At 62.4% G+C, this 15,383-nt stretch carries 15 protein-coding genes; 14 read left to right on the forward strand and 1 reads right to left on the reverse strand.

All coding sequences use genetic code 11. From position 1 onward, the window contains the following. The first annotated feature begins 8 nt into the window (after positions 1-8). Positions 9-1,280, forward strand: coding sequence for an ammonium transporter (locus B2V90_RS09755; RefSeq protein WP_228222152.1), 1,272 nt, complete (start codon positions 9-11; stop codon positions 1,278-1,280). Positions 1,281-1,284: 4 nt separating this feature from the next. Then, positions 1,285-2,136, forward strand: a complete 852-nt coding sequence (locus tag B2V90_RS09760; RefSeq protein ID WP_228222151.1) for a glycosyltransferase family A protein — start codon at positions 1,285-1,287, stop codon at positions 2,134-2,136. Positions 2,137-2,206: 70 nt separating this feature from the next. Here B2V90_RS09760 and B2V90_RS09765 read toward each other — a convergent pair whose 3' ends face one another. Next, on the reverse strand, positions 2,207-3,538 hold the full coding sequence (locus B2V90_RS09765; RefSeq protein WP_009822016.1) for an MFS transporter: 1,332 nt from the start codon (positions 3,536-3,538) through the stop codon (positions 2,207-2,209). 187 nt (positions 3,539-3,725) lie between these two features. Between B2V90_RS09765 and cyoA the strand changes: the two genes are divergently transcribed. The 12 genes from cyoA to B2V90_RS09825 all read left to right on the forward strand — a co-directional run bounded on the left by cyoA (position 3,726) and on the right by B2V90_RS09825 (position 15,193). Then, complete coding sequence (gene cyoA, locus B2V90_RS09770) at positions 3,726-4,853, forward strand: ubiquinol oxidase subunit II (protein WP_228222150.1); 1,128 nt, start codon at positions 3,726-3,728, stop codon at positions 4,851-4,853. A gap of 5 nt (positions 4,854-4,858) precedes the next feature. Continuing rightward, a complete protein-coding gene (cyoB, locus tag B2V90_RS09775) occupies positions 4,859-6,859 on the forward strand; it encodes a cytochrome o ubiquinol oxidase subunit I (RefSeq protein ID WP_037542334.1) in 2,001 nt (666 codons plus the stop codon). 5 nt (positions 6,860-6,864) lie between these two features. Further along, positions 6,865-7,494, forward strand: a complete 630-nt coding sequence (gene cyoC / locus B2V90_RS09780; RefSeq protein ID WP_021224799.1) for a cytochrome o ubiquinol oxidase subunit III — start codon at positions 6,865-6,867, stop codon at positions 7,492-7,494. Then, positions 7,491-7,937, forward strand: coding sequence for a cytochrome o ubiquinol oxidase subunit IV (cyoD, locus tag B2V90_RS09785; RefSeq protein WP_228222149.1), 447 nt, complete (start codon positions 7,491-7,493; stop codon positions 7,935-7,937). The genes cyoC and cyoD overlap by 4 nt, the downstream gene beginning before the upstream one ends. Further along, positions 7,934-8,659, forward strand: coding sequence for an SURF1 family protein (locus tag B2V90_RS09790; RefSeq protein WP_228222148.1), 726 nt, complete (start codon positions 7,934-7,936; stop codon positions 8,657-8,659). The genes cyoD and B2V90_RS09790 overlap by 4 nt, the downstream gene beginning before the upstream one ends. Beyond that, positions 8,656-9,981: an ATP-binding protein gene (locus tag B2V90_RS09795; RefSeq protein ID WP_228222147.1), complete on the forward strand. Its 1,326-nt coding sequence runs from the start codon at positions 8,656-8,658 to the stop codon at positions 9,979-9,981. The genes B2V90_RS09790 and B2V90_RS09795 overlap by 4 nt, the downstream gene beginning before the upstream one ends. Beyond that, positions 9,971-10,507: a response regulator transcription factor gene (locus B2V90_RS09800; protein WP_228222146.1), complete on the forward strand. Its 537-nt coding sequence runs from the start codon at positions 9,971-9,973 to the stop codon at positions 10,505-10,507. Before B2V90_RS09795 ends, B2V90_RS09800 begins: the two co-directional genes overlap by 11 nt. Before the next feature lie 68 nt (positions 10,508-10,575). Beyond that, positions 10,576-11,595, forward strand: a complete 1,020-nt coding sequence (locus B2V90_RS09805) for a PHB depolymerase family esterase (protein WP_228222145.1) — start codon at positions 10,576-10,578, stop codon at positions 11,593-11,595. A gap of 426 nt (positions 11,596-12,021) precedes the next feature. Then, positions 12,022-13,248, forward strand: a complete 1,227-nt coding sequence (locus B2V90_RS09810) for a tyrosine-type recombinase/integrase (RefSeq protein ID WP_293921050.1) — start codon at positions 12,022-12,024, stop codon at positions 13,246-13,248. Next, positions 13,245-14,486, forward strand: a complete 1,242-nt coding sequence (locus tag B2V90_RS09815) for a tyrosine-type recombinase/integrase (RefSeq protein WP_228222143.1) — start codon at positions 13,245-13,247, stop codon at positions 14,484-14,486. Before B2V90_RS09810 ends, B2V90_RS09815 begins: the two co-directional genes overlap by 4 nt. Continuing rightward, positions 14,479-14,877 (forward strand): type II toxin-antitoxin system RelE/ParE family toxin, encoded by a 399-nt coding sequence (locus B2V90_RS09820; RefSeq protein ID WP_228222142.1) that lies wholly within the window; start codon positions 14,479-14,481, stop codon positions 14,875-14,877. Before B2V90_RS09815 ends, B2V90_RS09820 begins: the two co-directional genes overlap by 8 nt. After that, positions 14,864-15,193, forward strand: a complete 330-nt coding sequence (locus B2V90_RS09825) for a helix-turn-helix domain-containing protein (protein WP_228222141.1) — start codon at positions 14,864-14,866, stop codon at positions 15,191-15,193. Before B2V90_RS09820 ends, B2V90_RS09825 begins: the two co-directional genes overlap by 14 nt. Positions 15,194-15,383: the final 190 nt, after the last annotated feature.

The following is a 15,383-nucleotide window of genomic DNA, read 5'->3' on the forward strand; positions in this document are numbered from 1 at the left end:
AACCTGCGATGCGTCTTCTGCCTGCCCTGCCCTTGCTGCTGCTAGTCGCCCTGCCCCAGCCGGCCTTTGCTCAGGTCGCAGCGGCAGACAGCGGCGACACGGCATGGACACTGACCTGTTCCATCCTTGTGCTGGCCGCGGCGCTGCCGGGCGTGATGCTGCGTCATGCCGGGCTTGTGAATGTCCGCAACGCACTGTCGGTGATGGCGCAGGGAACTGCGGTAGTGGCGATCGTTTCGCTGGCCTGGGCGATCGCGGGCTATAGCCTGATCTATGCACCCGGCGGCGGATGGATCGGCGGGACTACCAATCTGATGCTCGCTAATCTTGCGGCGCTGCGCGACGGGCTGACCATCCCGGAATCGGCGTTCGTCCTCTTCCAGATGGCCGCCGCATTGATTGCCGTATCGCTGCTGGTTGGCGCCGTTGCGGAACGCACACGTCTGGCCTGGTTCATGGGCTTTGCCCCTTTATGGTTGCTGATGGTCTATGTGCCCATCACCCATGCGATTTGGGCGGGCGGCTGGCTCGCGCAACTGGGCGTCATGGACTTTGCCGGCAGCCTCGTCGTCCACGCTTCGGCAGGCTGGTCCGCGCTGGCCCTTGCACTGATCGTCGGCGCTCGGCGGCAGCCTCCCGCCGCTGGCCACAGCCCGGTGCTGGCACTGGCGGGCGGCGGGTTGCTGTGGATCGGTCTGTCTGGACTGGTCGGCGGCTGGGCGCTGGGCGCAACCGATGATGCGGCCACCGCACTCCTCAACCATCATTTCGCCGCCTGCGCCGGCGCGCTGCTCTGGATCGCGACTGATCGCCTGCTTGGCGCGCGCAGCAGCGCCACAGGCGCGATGGCGGGCGCGCTTGCCGGCATCGCCGCCATCGCCGCCTCGGCCGCATTGGTGGGAAGCGGCGGCGCAATGCTCATCGGCGGGATCGCCGCTCTCCTATCCCGCCTGGGCTTGGCTGTTACGCAACGCTGGATCGACGATGCGGCGCAGATTTTCGTCATCCACGGCGTTGGCGGCCTGGCCGGGGCGCTTTTGCTGCCGCTTGGCGTCCTGCCGCTACTGGGGGGCGTGGGTTTCGAAGCGGGCATCAGCCTTACCGACGCGATCGTCGGCCAGCTCATCGGCATCATCGTCGTCGCGTTCTGGGCCATGGCGGGGAGCGCAATCGTCGCTCTGGCCATATCGGTGATCATCCCGATGCGCGTTGCCGAACCGGTCGAGAATGAGGGGCTGGACGCTGCACATCATGGCGAACAGAGCTGGGACTTCCGCTAAAGTCATGCCCATCGCGGTCGGCATCTTCGCGCATCAGGAGGAGCGGCGGATCACCGCCTGTCTCGCATCGCTGCCGCTGGACCGACCGGACACGATTTTTCATGTCCTTATCAATGGCACGACCGACATGACGGTCGATCGCGCGAAGGCTGCGGCCCGGGGCCGGAGCTGCGTCATCGTCCACGACATTGCGCGGGGCGGCAAATCCCGGACGTGGAATCACTTCGTTCATGACCTGCTGACTGGCAGGGAAACAACCGTCATCTTCATGGATGGCGATGCCGAAATCGCATCTGGCTCAATCGACGCGCTCGTCGCTGCTCTTGCAAGTCATCCTTCTGCCAATGCAGCCGCCGGCATGCCGATGAACGGCCGCAAAGTGGAAATGTATCGCGCAGGCCTGCGCGCCGAAGGCGGCCTGTTCGGGGATCTTTATGCCCTGTCGGGTCGCTTCGTCGCGGCTATTCGGGCCAAGGATATTCGCCTGCCCGATGACCTCATTGGCGACGATGGGATGGTCGCGGCCTGGGCGCACACCGACCTGGAGGCAGACAGCCAATGGGAGCATGACCGGGTCATTGCCTGCGAAGAAGCAGGGTTTGTAGCGGAACAGGTCAGCCTCTGGCGACCATCGACTTGGATCATGCAATATAAGCGGCTGATCAACTATTCGGTGCGCTTCTATCAGAACCGGATCGTGTCCGACATCATGGCGCGTGAAGGCCCCGGCGGCCTGCCCCGCAGACTTGCAAGCCTCTATGGCCAATGGCTGCCACGCTGGCGGCCGCGGCCCGGTTTGACGGGCTGGTTCGATCGCAAGGCGCTCGCGCGGATGCGCAACGCAGTGCAAGGCTGAAACGGATCGCGCCGCTCGGACCCGGTGATCCGAGCGGCGCGCACAGCCCCTGCCGCTTTGGCTTTACGCTTTAGCGGTCGCGGCCTGCCAGTTCCTTGTTGATATACAGCGCCACCATGGTCGCGATCGCGCCCGAAAGCAGGTACACGCCAGAAGCGGCCAGGCCGAACTTGACCGAGAGCAGCAAGGCCACGAGCGGGGCAAAGCCCGCACCGACCAGCCATGCCAGGTCGGACGTCAGCGCGGAGCTGGTATAGCGCGCCTCCGTCGCGAAGTTGGACGCGACCACGCCGGAAGACTGGCCAAATGCCAGGCCAAGCAGCATGAAACCCAGGATCATGAAGGCGACTTCGCCCAGATCACCCCCGTTGAGCAACAGCGGCGCCATGAGCGCGAAGACCGCGATCCCGCCGGCCGACCAGCCCAGCAGCGAACGCCGCCCGATCTGGTCGGCAACGAAACCCGAAACGACGATCGCCAACAGCCCCACCGCAGCCCCGATCATCTCGATCACCAGGAAGCGCTCGATCGGCTGATCGGTATAGAGCGCGATCCAGGACAGCGGAAACACTGTCACCATATGGAACAGGGCGAAACTGGCGAGCGGCGCAAAGGCGCCGATGACGATGTTGCGGCCTTCGCGCTTGACAGTCGGGAGAACCGGCGATGGAACCAGATCGCGCTGCTCGAACAAGCGTTCAAACTCATGGGTCACGACGATGCGCAGGCGCGCAAAAAGGGCCACCACGTTGATCGCGAACGCGACGAAGAAGGGGTAGCGCCAGCCCCAGCTGAGGAAATCGGCTTTCGACAGGGTGAGCAGGAAGAAGGCGAACAGGCCGCTCGCCACCAGCAGCGCCAGGGGCGCGCCTAGCTGCGGCACCATGGCGTACCATCCGCGCTGATGCTGCGGCGCGTTGAGCGAAAGGAGCGAGGCGAGGCCATCCCATGTGCCGCCAAGCGCAAGGCCCTGCGCCGCCCGTAAAATGACAAGGACGACCGCGGCATAATGGCCAATCGTCTCATATCCTGGTAGGAAGGCGATCGCCACGGTGGAGCTGCCAAGCAGGAACAAGGCGGCGGTAAGCTTCGTGCCGCGACCATAGCGACGGTCGATCGCCATGAAGATCAGCGATCCGATCGGCCGTGTGATGAAAGCGACCGCAAAGATAGCGAAGGAATAGAGCGTCCCGGTCAGCGCATCGACATAAGGGAAGACCAGGCTGGGGAACACGATCACCGAAGCGATGGCGTAAACGAAGAAGTCGAAAAATTCGGAGGTGCGACCGATGATCACACCGATGGAAATATCCCCCGGCGCAACCTTGTGGTCGCGCGCATTGATCCTGCGCGCGTCATCCTCAAGTGACGTGGAGGTGAAGGCTATGGCCCCTGAACTCATCTACATCCGCTCCTTGGCTGGGCCGCCGGTGCGGTATGCTCGTCTTCCAGCGGCCAGGGAATGGCAACATAACAGAAAACCGACAGAGTCTAAGCAGTATCCCAGGCCAGACAGAATTTTTGCGCCTGCACAGCTTTGGACAAATTGCCCACTGGCCGACTCAGACATGAAAGGCTAGGCGCGCGCCATGTCACAGCCACACTCTCCGCTAAGGATCAGGCTTTTGCGCTGGTCCGTTCCGATTCTGGCAGCGCCGCTCGCGGGCTGTAACTGGGTCGTGATGAACCCGTCGGGCGATATTGCACTGCAACAGCGCGACCTGATCCTGATTTCGACGGCGCTGATGCTGCTGATCGTGCTGCCGGTCATGGCGCTCGTCGTCGTCTTCGCCATGCGCTATCGCGCGACCAACAAGGCGACCGATGCCGACTATGATCCCGATTGGGATCACAGCACCAAGCTGGAATTGCTGATCTGGTCGGCGCCGCTGCTGATCATCATCGCGCTGGGCGCACTGACCTGGGTCAGCACGCACAAGCTGGACCCCTATCGGCCGCTCGACCGGATCGACGCGAAGACCGCCGTCGACCCCAAGGTCAAGCCGATGACGGTGGAAGTCGTCGCGCTCGACTGGAAATGGCTGTTTATCTATCCCGACCTTGGCGTTGCGACCGTCAACGAGCTGGTTCTGCCCACCAATGTGCCGGTGCGTTTCGACATCACCGCATCGACCGTCATGAACAGCTTTTACGTTCCTGAACTGGCGGGCCAGATCTACGCGATGCCGGGGATGAAGACGCAGTTGCATGCCGTCGCCAACAAGCCCGTCACGGGCACCGGCTTTTCCGCCAATTATTCGGGCGCGGGCTTCACCCATATGCGCTTCGCGTACAAGGCAATGGACCAGGCCGGGTTCGACGCCTGGGCGGCGCAGGTCAGGGCCAGCAAGGTCTCGCTCGATCGCAATGTCTATCTGGCCCTCGCCAGGCCCAGCGAAAAGGCGCCGGTCGCCTATTTCGGCGCGACCGACCCCAAGCTGTTCGATGCCATCGTCAACCTGTGCCCCAAGCCCGGCCAGCGTTGCATGAGCGAGCTTATGCACGTCGACATGATGGGCGGTGCAGGCAAGGAATCGGCGCACGACACGCAGGGCCTGCAATATGACTTCCCCAACAGCCATGTGATCGAACAGAGCGACCAGAATAAGGGGCAGGAAACCGCCCCCGACGCGCCTGGCGCACCCGGTCCGCACCACGAACCGGCGAACGACCACAGCAACCACAGCGGCGCTGACGCGCACGCGCAGCATCGGTAAGGCCCATGACTGGTACACTCACAACAACCCAGATGATCTTCGGTCGTCTGACCTGGGACAGTTTCCCATGGCATGAACCGATCGTCGTCGCGACCTTCTGCGCCGTCGTCCTGGGCGGCGCGGCGGTGGTCGGCGCGCTCACTTATTTCCGCCTGTGGGGCTATCTCTGGAAGGAATGGTTCACCAGCGTCGATCACAAGAAGATCGGCATCATGTACATGGTGCTGGGCCTCATCATGTTCCTGCGCGGCTTTGCCGACGCCATCATGATGCGCCTGCAACAGGCCTGGGCCTTCAACGGTTCCGAAGGCTATCTGAACGCCCACCATTATGACCAGGTGTTCACCGCGCACGGCGTCATCATGATCTTCTTCGTGGCCATGCCCTTCATCACGGGCCTCATGAACTATATCGTCCCGCTCCAGATCGGCGCGCGCGACGTCAGCTTCCCCTTCCTCAACAATTTCAGCTTCTGGATGACGACGGGCGGCGCGGTGCTGGTGATGTGTTCGCTGTTCCTGGGCGAATTCGCCCAGACCGGGTGGCTCGCCTATCCCCCCCTGTCGGGCATAGACTACAGCCCGGCCACCGGCGTCGACTATTATATCTGGGCGCTGCAGGTGGCGGGCGTCGGCACGACATTATCGGGCATCAACCTGATCGCGACCATCGTCAAGATGCGCGCGCCGGGCATGAGCCTCATGAAGATGCCCGTCTTCACCTGGACGTCGCTGTGCGCGAACGTGCTGATCGTCGCATCCTTCCCGATCCTGACCGCCACCCTGGTCCTGCTCTCGCTCGACCGCTATGTTGGCACAAACTTCTTCACGAACGACTTCGGCGGCAACCCGATGATGTACGTGAACCTGATCTGGATCTGGGGTCATCCCGAAGTCTACATCCTCATCCTGCCGCTCTTCGGCGTCTTCTCGGAAGTCGTGTCGACCTTCTGTAGCAAGCGCCTGTTCGGCTATACCTCCATGGTCTACGCCACCTGCACGATCATGGTGCTCTCCTACCTTGTCTGGCTGCACCACTTCTTCACCATGGGATCGGGCGCCAGCGTCAACAGCTTCTTCGGCATCACGACGATGATCATCTCGATCCCGACGGGCGCGAAGCTGTTCAACTGGCTCTTCACCATGTATCGAGGCCGCATCCGGTTCGAATTGCCGATGATGTGGGCGGTTGCCTTCATGCTGACCTTCACGGTCGGTGGCATGACCGGCGTCCTGCTCGCGGTGCCGCCTGCGGACTTCGTGCTCCACAATTCGCTGTTCCTGATCGCGCACTTCCATAATGTGATCATCGGCGGCGTGCTGTTCGGCCTGTTCGCGGCGATCAACTATTGGTGGCCCAAGGCGTTCGGTTTCCGCTTGAACCAGTTCTGGGGCAAGGTCAGCTTCTGGTGCTGGAACATCGGGTTCTGGCTGGCCTTCGGTCCGCTCTATGTCCTGGGCCTGATGGGCGTCACCCGCCGCATGCGCGTGTTCGACGATCCGTCGCTGCAAATCTGGTTCGTCATCGCCGCGATCGGCGCCGCCATCATCGCAGCGGGCATCGGCGCCATGCTCATCCAGTTCGCCTGGTCGATCTGGAAGCGCAAGGAACTGGCGGTCGAGGGCGATCCCTGGGATGGGCGCACGCTCGAATGGGCGACCAGCTCGCCACCGCCGGAATATAATTTCGCCTTCACGCCGGTCGTCCACGACGCCGACAGCTGGGCGGATATGAAGAAGCACGGCTATCAGCGCCCGGTCACCGGCTTCAAGGCGATCCACATGCCCAGCAGCACCGGCACCGGCGTCATCCTCGCCGCCCTGTCGACGCTCTGCGGCTTTGCCCTCATCTGGTACATCTGGTGGCTGGCAGGGCTTGGCTTCATCGGCATCGTGGCGGTCGCGATCGCCCATACCTTCAACTACAAGCGCGACTTCTACATTCCCGTAGAGGAAGTGACGCGCACCGAGGAAGAGCGTACGCGCATCCTCGCGGCGGGAGTCTGATCCATATGAGCAGCGCAACTGCAAACGCGCCAGCGGAGCCTCGGGCCTATCATCTGCCCGAGGAACCCCACCTCCACGAAGGCCACAGCACCATGCTGGGCTTCTGGATGTATCTGATGAGCGACTGCCTCATCTTCGCCATCCTGTTCGCCACCTATGCGGTGCTCGGCGGCAGCTATGCCGGCGGGCCGGGTCCCAAGGACCTGTTCGATCTCAACCTCATCGCGCTCAACACCGCGATGCTGCTGTTTTCATCCATCACCTACGGCTTTGCCATGCTGGCGATGGAAAAGAACCGCATCAGCGCGACGCAGGGCTGGCTGTTCGTCACCCTGTTGTTCGGCGGCGCCTTCCTCTTCATCGAACTCTATGAATTTTCGCACCTGATCCATGAAGGCGCGGGTCCGACGCGATCGGCCTTCCTGTCGTCCTTCTTCACGCTGGTCGGCACGCACGGCCTGCACGTCACCTTCGGATCGATCTGGCTGGTGACATTGATGGTCCAGGTCGCGAAGAAAGGCCTCATTCCCGCCAACAAGCGCCGCCTGATGTGCCTGTCGATGTTCTGGCACTTTCTCGACGTCATCTGGATCGGCGTCTTCACCTTTGTCTATCTGATGGGAGTCCTGCGGTGAGCGACGCTGTCCATAGCCACAACGCCCATGGACATGGGCATGATCATCATGACGATCATCATGAAGAAGGCGCGCATGGCAGCTTTCGCAGCTACATGATCGGCTTTGCCCTGTCGGTCATCCTGACGGCCATCCCCTTCTGGCTGGTGATGACCGGGACGCTGGCCGATGCGCAGGTCACCGGCTTCATCATCCTGGCCTTCGCGGCGGTCCAGGTGGTCGTGCACATGATCTACTTCCTGCACATGAACAGCCGCGTCGAAGGCGGCTGGTCGTTCATGGCGATGATGCTGACCATCGTGCTGGTCGTCATCGTCCTGTCGGGCTCGATGTGGGTCATGTATCACCTCAATGCGAACATGATGCCGCATGCCGACATGCAGATGGATATGGGTTCGACGCAGGAAATGCGTATGTCCAACGAAATGAGCGAGATGCCGTGACATCGCCCGAGACCGGGGAGCGCCGCCGGCGGTCCCCGGGCTTCCTGATCGGCCTGACGCTGATCGCCCTGCTTCTCTTTTCCGGATTCTGCGCCCTGGGCGCGTGGCAGGTCCAGCGCCTCGGCTGGAAACGGGACCTCATCGCCCGGGTGGATACCCGGATCCATGCCACGCCCGTGCCCGCTCCCGCCAAAGCCGATCCATCCGACGAATATCGGCATATATTCGCGACCGGCACCTTCCTTCATGATCGCAGCACATTGGTTCAGGCGGCGACGGTCCGCGGCGCGGGCTATTGGGTCCTGACCCCGTTGCGGCAGCGGAACGGCGCGCTTCTGATGATCAATCGCGGCTTTGTGCCGCCCGATGCGAAGACCCGCTATGATCGTCCCGCAGGGCAAGTGACGGTGACGGGCCTGCTGCGCCTGTCCGAACCGGGCGGTGGTTTCCTGCGCGCCAATGATCCATCCAACGATCGCTGGTATTCGCGCGACATTGCCGCGATCGCCACCGCGCGGCGGCTGGCGCCAGCCGTCACCAGCTATTTCATCGATGCGCAGGCTGGCCCCTTCCCCGACCGGTTGCCCGTTGGGGGGCTGACCGTGGTCCGCTTTCCCAACAACCACCTGCAATATGCAATCACCTGGTTCGCTCTGGCGGTCATGACGGTTGCAGCCTACATCATCGTCATGCGGCACACGGCAACCGACAAGCGCCCATGACCAGCCCCGCGCCGACCCGCGCGCGCTGGCTTCCCAGCCGCTGGCCGGCCGACGCCGCCGGGCGCAAGAATATGGTCCTGCTGGTCCAGCTGCGCTGGATCGCCATTGCGGGGCAAATCGCCACCATCCTGCTGGTACATTTTGGCATGGGCATCCGCCTGCCGATCCTGCCCATGCTCGTCGTCCCCTGCATCGCGGCGGCCATGAATTTGGGCAGCATATTGGTTGTGCGCGGGCGCACCGATATCAGCCATGCCGAATTGTTCCTCGCCCTCCTCTTCGATGTCGTGGCTTTGACGACGCAGCTTTATCTCAGCGGCGGGGCGACCAATCCCTTCATCTCCCTCTATCTGGTGCAGGTGGCGCTCGGCGCCATGCTGCTGCATCATTGGAGCGCGTGGGGCATCGTGGCCATGTCGGCGCTCTGCGCTGCCGGGCTGACCTTCGTCTACCGGCCGCTCGACCTTACCGAAATGCTCGAAGGCCATTTGTTCGACCTGCATATCCTTGGCACCTGGGTCTGCTTCGTGATGATCGCGGTGCTGCTGGTGCTGTTCATGACCCGCATCAACCGCAATCTGCAGGATCGCGAAACCTATATGGCCAAGATGCGGCAACACGCGGCGGAAGAAGAGCATATCGTTCGCATGGGGCTGCTCGCGTCGGGCGCTGCACATGAACTGGGCACGCCGCTCGCGCAACTAGCTGTCGTGCTGGGCGACTGGCGGCACATGCCCGAAATCAACCGCCATCCGACCCTTATGGAAGAGGTCAGCGAAATGCAGGCCGCCGTCCAGCGTTGCAAAACGATCCTCAGCGGCATCCTTCTGTCCGCGGGCGAAGCGCGCGGCGAGGCGCCGATGGTAACCGACGTGCGCGCGTTCATCGACCACATCGCCCAGCAATGGCGTGATGCTAATCCTGACCTGCCGCTGCGGTGCGATTTCGGCCCGCATGATTATCCGCGCATCATCGCCGATCCGGTCATCCGCCAAGCCGTGACCAATCTTCTCGACAATGCGCGCGAAGCCGGGGCGACCTATATCAATCTGATGGTCAGCCGGGACAGGGAATGGCTCCACATGGCGGTCCGCGACAATGGTCGGGGGTTCAGCCCAGACATGCTGGCCGATTTCGGCAAACCCTATCGATCGAGCAAGGATCGGCAGGGCAGCGGCCTTGGCCTGTTTCTGGTCGTGAATGTCGTGCGCAAACTGGGCGGCCGCGTGGACGCCAGCAATGGCGCGGACGGCGGCGCGATGGTCCAGATGCGTCTACCGCTTTCGACCGTCGCTCTGGAGGAGGATGGCGATGTCGACTGACAAGCAATTGCTGATCGTGGAGGATGACGAAGGATTTGCGCGCACGCTGAAGCGCTCCTTTGAGCGGCGGGGCTACGACGTCTTGTCGGCCAACAGCCTGGAGAGCGTGACGGCCCTGCTGGCGTCACACCGCCGCCCTGGCTTTGCTGTCGTCGATCTCAAGCTTGGCTCGCAATCGGGCCTTGCCTGCGTCCAGGCGCTGCACGCGCATGACCCTGCCACGGTGATCGTGGTCCTGACAGGCTTTGCCAGCATTGCGACGGCTGTCGAAGCAATCAAGCTGGGTGCCACCAACTATCTCGCCAAACCCTCCAACAGCGACGATATAGAGGCCGCTTTCGCGCGTTCGGACGGAAACCCGGATGCGCCGCTCGCCCCTCGGCCAACCAGTATCAAGACGCTGGAATGGGAGCATATCCACGAAGTGCTCAAGGATAGCGACTTCAACATATCGGAGGCGGCCCGGCGCCTGGGCATGCATCGCCGCACACTCGCGCGCAAGCTCGCCAAGCGTCAGGTCGGCTAGACAAGGCCGGATCGTTGTTCCGCCACTGACGTTATGGTTGGATGCCGACAGGCGCAAAGGGGGACAGCATGGCCGACATGTTCAAGACATGGCGCAAGGCGACACGGCTGGCGCAGAAGCGGCGCCCGATTTCAGCAGCTTTGGCCTTACAGGATTTGTTCAAGCCCGCCGCTTCGGCGCGCGTTCGCAAGCGGTCCAAGCCGCAACCAGGCCCCCAGGAAACGCGGCCGAACCCAGGCAGTTTTATCACCGCAAAGCATAAGAGCCGATATGGCGTCATCGCCTACCGTCTTTACACTCCGGTCGGCTCGTCCCGGCGTCGCATGCCGCTGCTCGTCATGCTGCACGGCTGCACCCAGACGGCGGAAGACTTTGCGACAGGCACGCGCATGAATCAGCTCGCCGACGAGCTTGGCGTGCTGGTGCTCTATCCCGAACAGTCGCAGAAGGCCAATTTCGCGCGCTGCTGGAATTGGCACACACCCGAAAATCAAAGTGCAGGCGCTGGTGAAGCCGGCATGATCGCTTCGCTGACGCGCCACGTCATCGGCCTTTGCAACGCTAATCCTGCCCGCATCTATATTGCCGGCATATCGGCGGGCGGCGCGGCCGCGGCGATCATCGGCGCCGCCTATCCTCGGCTATATGTCGCGATCGGCGTCCATTCCGGCGTTGCTGTGGGAGATATCCAGACCCTGCGATCGGCGCTGACGGCCATGCAGGGCAAGGGGGGCGCGCGGCCAACGGGCAAGCTCCCGCGGCAATTGCCCACCATCGTCTTTCACGGCGATCAGGACAAGGTCGTACACCCGTCCAATGCCGGGGGCTTCCTACATAATCTGGAACGCGCCGCCATGGGACCGCTGACGCTGCGGACCGTAACGGGCACGTCCGACGGCGGCCGCGCCTTCACGCGCCGTGTCTTTCAGGGTCGAGCGGGAAGCGCCTTGTTAGAGGAATGGATCGTCCACGGCAGCGGCCATGGCTGGTCGGGCGGCAGTCCGCTGGGGTCGCATACCGATCCTGCCGGACCGGATGCATCGCGCGAGATGCTGCGCTTCTTTCTCGCTCGCAGACGGGGCGTCTGACCTGCTCCCCGCCTCCATAAACCGGCAGCGATCGGCCACTAGACACCGCAGGTCCGCCGCGCTGGCGCTTCCGAAAGAAACCGTGAGAGGTGAGGGGAACCGCTAATTGGCCAATAAACGGCGTAAATGAGCCATTTTGACGGCATCCGTTTTTCAGAACACCCCCAATCATACCCCCACACGCGTTAGCTAGGGGTGAATTGTGGCTTGCAGATCGCAGCCGATCATCAAGCGCCGTACGCCAGTGCCTTGCAGGTTCGTCGGTCTGTATCGGGCAAGGTGACCGGCTCCGATACATAAGCTTGGACTTACACACCCTACGCCGCCATGCGGCAGAAAGAGATTGTTAAGCAATAGGTTACGCGAAGTTGTTCCTCTACAAAGAGGAGCAAGTCAATGCAAGCAAATGGCTATCTGCTACCAGCAATGGAAGCCTCGAATCATTCCTCGACCCGATCCGGTGATTGGCGTGGGAGTGGTGAAAATGCAAAGCCGAACAATCGGGTTAGGCTCAATGGCAACATCGTCCGGCGCAAACCGGGCAAGCGCATCAGGGAGTATTGGGATATCGACCTGCCGGGCTTTGGCCTGCGGGTAAATCCAGGCGGAAGGCGGACATGGTTCGTGCTCTTCCGCCAGCGCGGCAAGCTGCGGCGCGTGTCGCTGGGTACCTCCCGTGACATCTCGCCCGCCACTGCCCGCCGCCTCGCGCGGGCGAAGCTGGCCGAAGTGGCGCTCGATGGGTTGCCAACGCGCAAGAAGGCCCGCGCTGCGCAGAAGAGCGATGCGCCCCTGCTGCGCGACTACGCCGAACGCTTCTGGGCCGACTACGCGCGGCACTGGAAACCTTCGACCCGCAAGCGCAACGAGAGCGCCATTTTCAAGGAAATCCTCGGCGCGTTCGGCGACCGGCGGATCGACGACCTGGCGAAGGGCGACATCCTCTTCTGGCGCGATAGCTTTGTCGAGCGCCCTGGTGTTTTCAACCGCACCTTGCCGGTGTTCTCGGTGATGATGGGCTATGGCGAGCGCCTTGGCCTGCGTCCGCGCGGCTCCAATCCCTGCAAGGGCACGCCGCGCTACAAGCGCAAGCCAATTGAACGGTTTCTGTCGCCACACGAATACGCGCGGCTAGCCACGGCATTGCGAGACTACGAGGCCGAGCAGCCGCTCTATGTCGCGGCGATCCGCCTGCTGATCTTCACCGGCGCGCGTTGCGGGGAGATCGAGCAACTGCGCTGGGAATGGGTGCAGGAGCCGCGCCTGATGCTGCCGGACAGCAAGACCGGCGCGAAGATCGTCTATCTTAACCGGCAAGCTGTGGATGTGATTGCATCGCTCCCGGACCGGAAAGCAACCGGCCTGCTGTTTCCCTCGTTCCGCAATCCCGCCAAGCCGATCAGTCTTGGCGTTCACTGGTCGAAGATCCGCAACCGAGCGGCCCTTCCGGATGTGCGGCTCCATGATTTGCGCCACAGCTTCGCCTCGGTCGCAATCCGCGACAGCATCTCGCTGATGGTGATCGGCAAGCTGCTGGGCCATGCGCTGGCAGAAACGACGACCCGATATGCCCACCTGTCCGACGAGATCGTCGCCGATGCCGCCGAGCGCGTATCCGGCTCCATCGCGCGCCTGATCGGAGTCGGGCAATGACCGCGATAACCCTGCGAGGGATCGTTGCCGAGGAACTGGGTAGTCTCCGACTCTATGTCAAAGGCAAGTGCGGTGGCCTGGGTGAGCTGCGCAAGACGTGCTGGACGCGCGAACTGCCGGGATTCGGCACCCGGCATTATGCCAGCGGACGCAAGGTTTATATCGTCCAGGCGCGAATGGAAGGGCGCACCCGCACCGTGACGATCGGCAACACCAAGGTACTGAGCCGTGCGCAGGCAATGGATGTGGCACGCCGTGTCCTGCTCCGCGCCCAGACCGGCGAGAACCCGGCAGAGGAGCGCAATCGGCTGCGTAAAGTTCCCTCCTACCGGGAATTCCTAAAGACCTACTGGGAGCGCGTGTCGCCCAAATGGAAACCGTCCACGCTCTACACGCATCGCTACTATAAGCGGAAATATCTCGATCGCGCGTTCGAAGGCCTGTTCCTCGATGAGATCGAAGAGCGCCATGTGCAGGAATGGTTCAACCGGATCACCAACACGGGCGGCCCCGGCGCGGCCAACCGTTGCGGTGAAATCCTGCGCGCTATGTTCAACAAGGCCGAGCAATGGGGTGTTCGCCCCGAAGGCTCGAACCCCTGTCTCTACATCCGCAAGAACAAGGGGCGGAAGTGCGAGCGATTCCTGTCCGATCAGGAGTTCAAGCGGATCGGAGAAGTGCTCGACCGGCACGGCAAGACTTTCCCGCTGCATTGCGCGGCGATCAGGCTGCTGATCCTGACCGGCTGCCGCAAGTCAGAGATCACCTGCCTTCAATGGAGCGAGGTACGCGGGCGACGTTTGCTTCTGACCGACAGCAAAACCGGGCCGCGCACGGTCTGGCTGGCCGAAGCGGCTGCAACCATCCTCCACGCGCTGCCGCGCCGTGAGAAGCAGCGCTATGTGTTCTGGAACCCGGTCACCCAGCGCCCGATCACGGACATCGGCAATTTGTGGAGCAAGCTGCGCGACGAGGCGGGGCTACAAGGCGTCCGAATTCATGATCTGCGGCACAGCTTTGCCAGCCATGCCGCCGCCCACTCTGAAACCCTGCCGATGATCGGCAAGCTGCTCGGCCATGCCGATGTGCGGACGACCACCCGCTATGCTCATCTTGACGACGGGCATGTCATCGAGGCAGCGCAGCGGATCGGCGACCTGATCGAGCATAGCATGAGCGGCTCATATTCATTGAGCCGTAACACTAAGTATGATAGTGGGCCGTTGCTGCATGACTGAGAACCCGCGCATCCGCATCTACGCCAACCGCTGGTTCGCCAAGTTCGCGGCAAAGGAAAAGATCAGCGATGCCACGCTTGCTGATGCCGTAGATCGGGCCGAATCCGGCCTGATCGATGCCGATCTTGGCAGCGGCCTCATCAAGCAGCGTATCGCGCGCCAGGGCGGAGGCAAGTCGGGCGGTTATCGCTCGATCATGCTCTTCCGCTCGGGCGAGCGGGCCATATTCGTGTTCGCCTTCGCCAAGAGCGACAAGGCGAACCTGAGTGCGGCGGAACTGAAGGTCTATCGCAAGGCTGCCAGCATCATGCTGGAACTGGGCGATGACCAGATCAAAACGGAAGTTGAAGCAGGCCGATTGGTCGAGGTGAAAGACGATGAGCAAGGCTAAGGCAAAGACCTACAAGAGCGAGGCGATGGCCGCCGTCCACGAGATGATGGAGGGCCTTTACGACGCGGGCAGCATCGACAAGCGCACCATGCGCGAGTTCGACGAAGCCTGCCTTGCGCCTGCGCCCGTCCTGTCGCCCGACGAGATCAAGGCCATCCGTGAAGCAGAGCATGTCTCGCAGCCGGTCTTTGCCCGTTATCTCAACGTGTCGAAGAACCTCGTGTCAGACTGGGAACGTGGAGCGAAGAAGCCGGGAGGTCCGGCACTGCGGTTATTGTCGATTATCCAGCGTAGTGGGCTGGATGCGGTGGCTTAAGCGGAGTCCGCCAATTCAGGTTTGCCGTAGTGCGCCCCCTATCATGCAATCTAGCTAAGGGGCTGCCTGCCCCGTACACGGCAAGAAAGCTGGACCTTGAAACGCCGAACGCTTTGCGCGACATATTGGTATGACTCTCGACAAGCGCGCTGTTAATATTTTGAAGGCCACGTTTTGGTCGGCATCCGGG

The sequence above is a fragment of the Sphingobium sp. UBA5915 genome, assembly GCF_002431195.1.
GTDB lineage: Bacteria > Pseudomonadota > Alphaproteobacteria > Sphingomonadales > Sphingomonadaceae > Sphingobium > Sphingobium soli.

Excerpts from the sequence above, each read along its gene's own strand:
- B2V90_RS09815 (WP_228222143.1), top strand. The coding sequence starts at position 13,245 with ATGACCGCGATAACCCTGCGAGGGATCGTTGCCGAGGAACTGGGTAGT.
- cyoA (WP_228222150.1), top strand. The coding sequence starts at position 3,726 with ATGTCACAGCCACACTCTCCGCTAAGGATCAGGCTTTTGCGCTGGTCC.
- B2V90_RS09825 (WP_228222141.1), top strand. The coding sequence starts at position 14,864 with ATGAGCAAGGCTAAGGCAAAGACCTACAAGAGCGAGGCGATGGCCGCC.
- B2V90_RS09760 (WP_228222151.1), top strand. The coding sequence starts at position 1,285 with ATGCCCATCGCGGTCGGCATCTTCGCGCATCAGGAGGAGCGGCGGATC.
- B2V90_RS09810 (WP_293921050.1), top strand. The coding sequence starts at position 12,022 with ATGGAAGCCTCGAATCATTCCTCGACCCGATCCGGTGATTGGCGTGGG.
- cyoB (WP_037542334.1), top strand. The coding sequence starts at position 4,859 with ATGACTGGTACACTCACAACAACCCAGATGATCTTCGGTCGTCTGACC.
- B2V90_RS09795 (WP_228222147.1), top strand. The coding sequence starts at position 8,656 with ATGACCAGCCCCGCGCCGACCCGCGCGCGCTGGCTTCCCAGCCGCTGG.
- B2V90_RS09765 (WP_009822016.1), bottom strand. The coding sequence starts at position 3,538 with ATGAGTTCAGGGGCCATAGCCTTCACCTCCACGTCACTTGAGGATGAC.
- cyoC (WP_021224799.1), top strand. The coding sequence starts at position 6,865 with ATGAGCAGCGCAACTGCAAACGCGCCAGCGGAGCCTCGGGCCTATCAT.
- B2V90_RS09755 (WP_228222152.1), top strand. The coding sequence starts at position 9 with ATGCGTCTTCTGCCTGCCCTGCCCTTGCTGCTGCTAGTCGCCCTGCCC.
- B2V90_RS09800 (WP_228222146.1), top strand. The coding sequence starts at position 9,971 with ATGTCGACTGACAAGCAATTGCTGATCGTGGAGGATGACGAAGGATTT.
- B2V90_RS09805 (WP_228222145.1), top strand. The coding sequence starts at position 10,576 with ATGGCCGACATGTTCAAGACATGGCGCAAGGCGACACGGCTGGCGCAG.
- B2V90_RS09820 (WP_228222142.1), top strand. The coding sequence starts at position 14,479 with ATGACTGAGAACCCGCGCATCCGCATCTACGCCAACCGCTGGTTCGCC.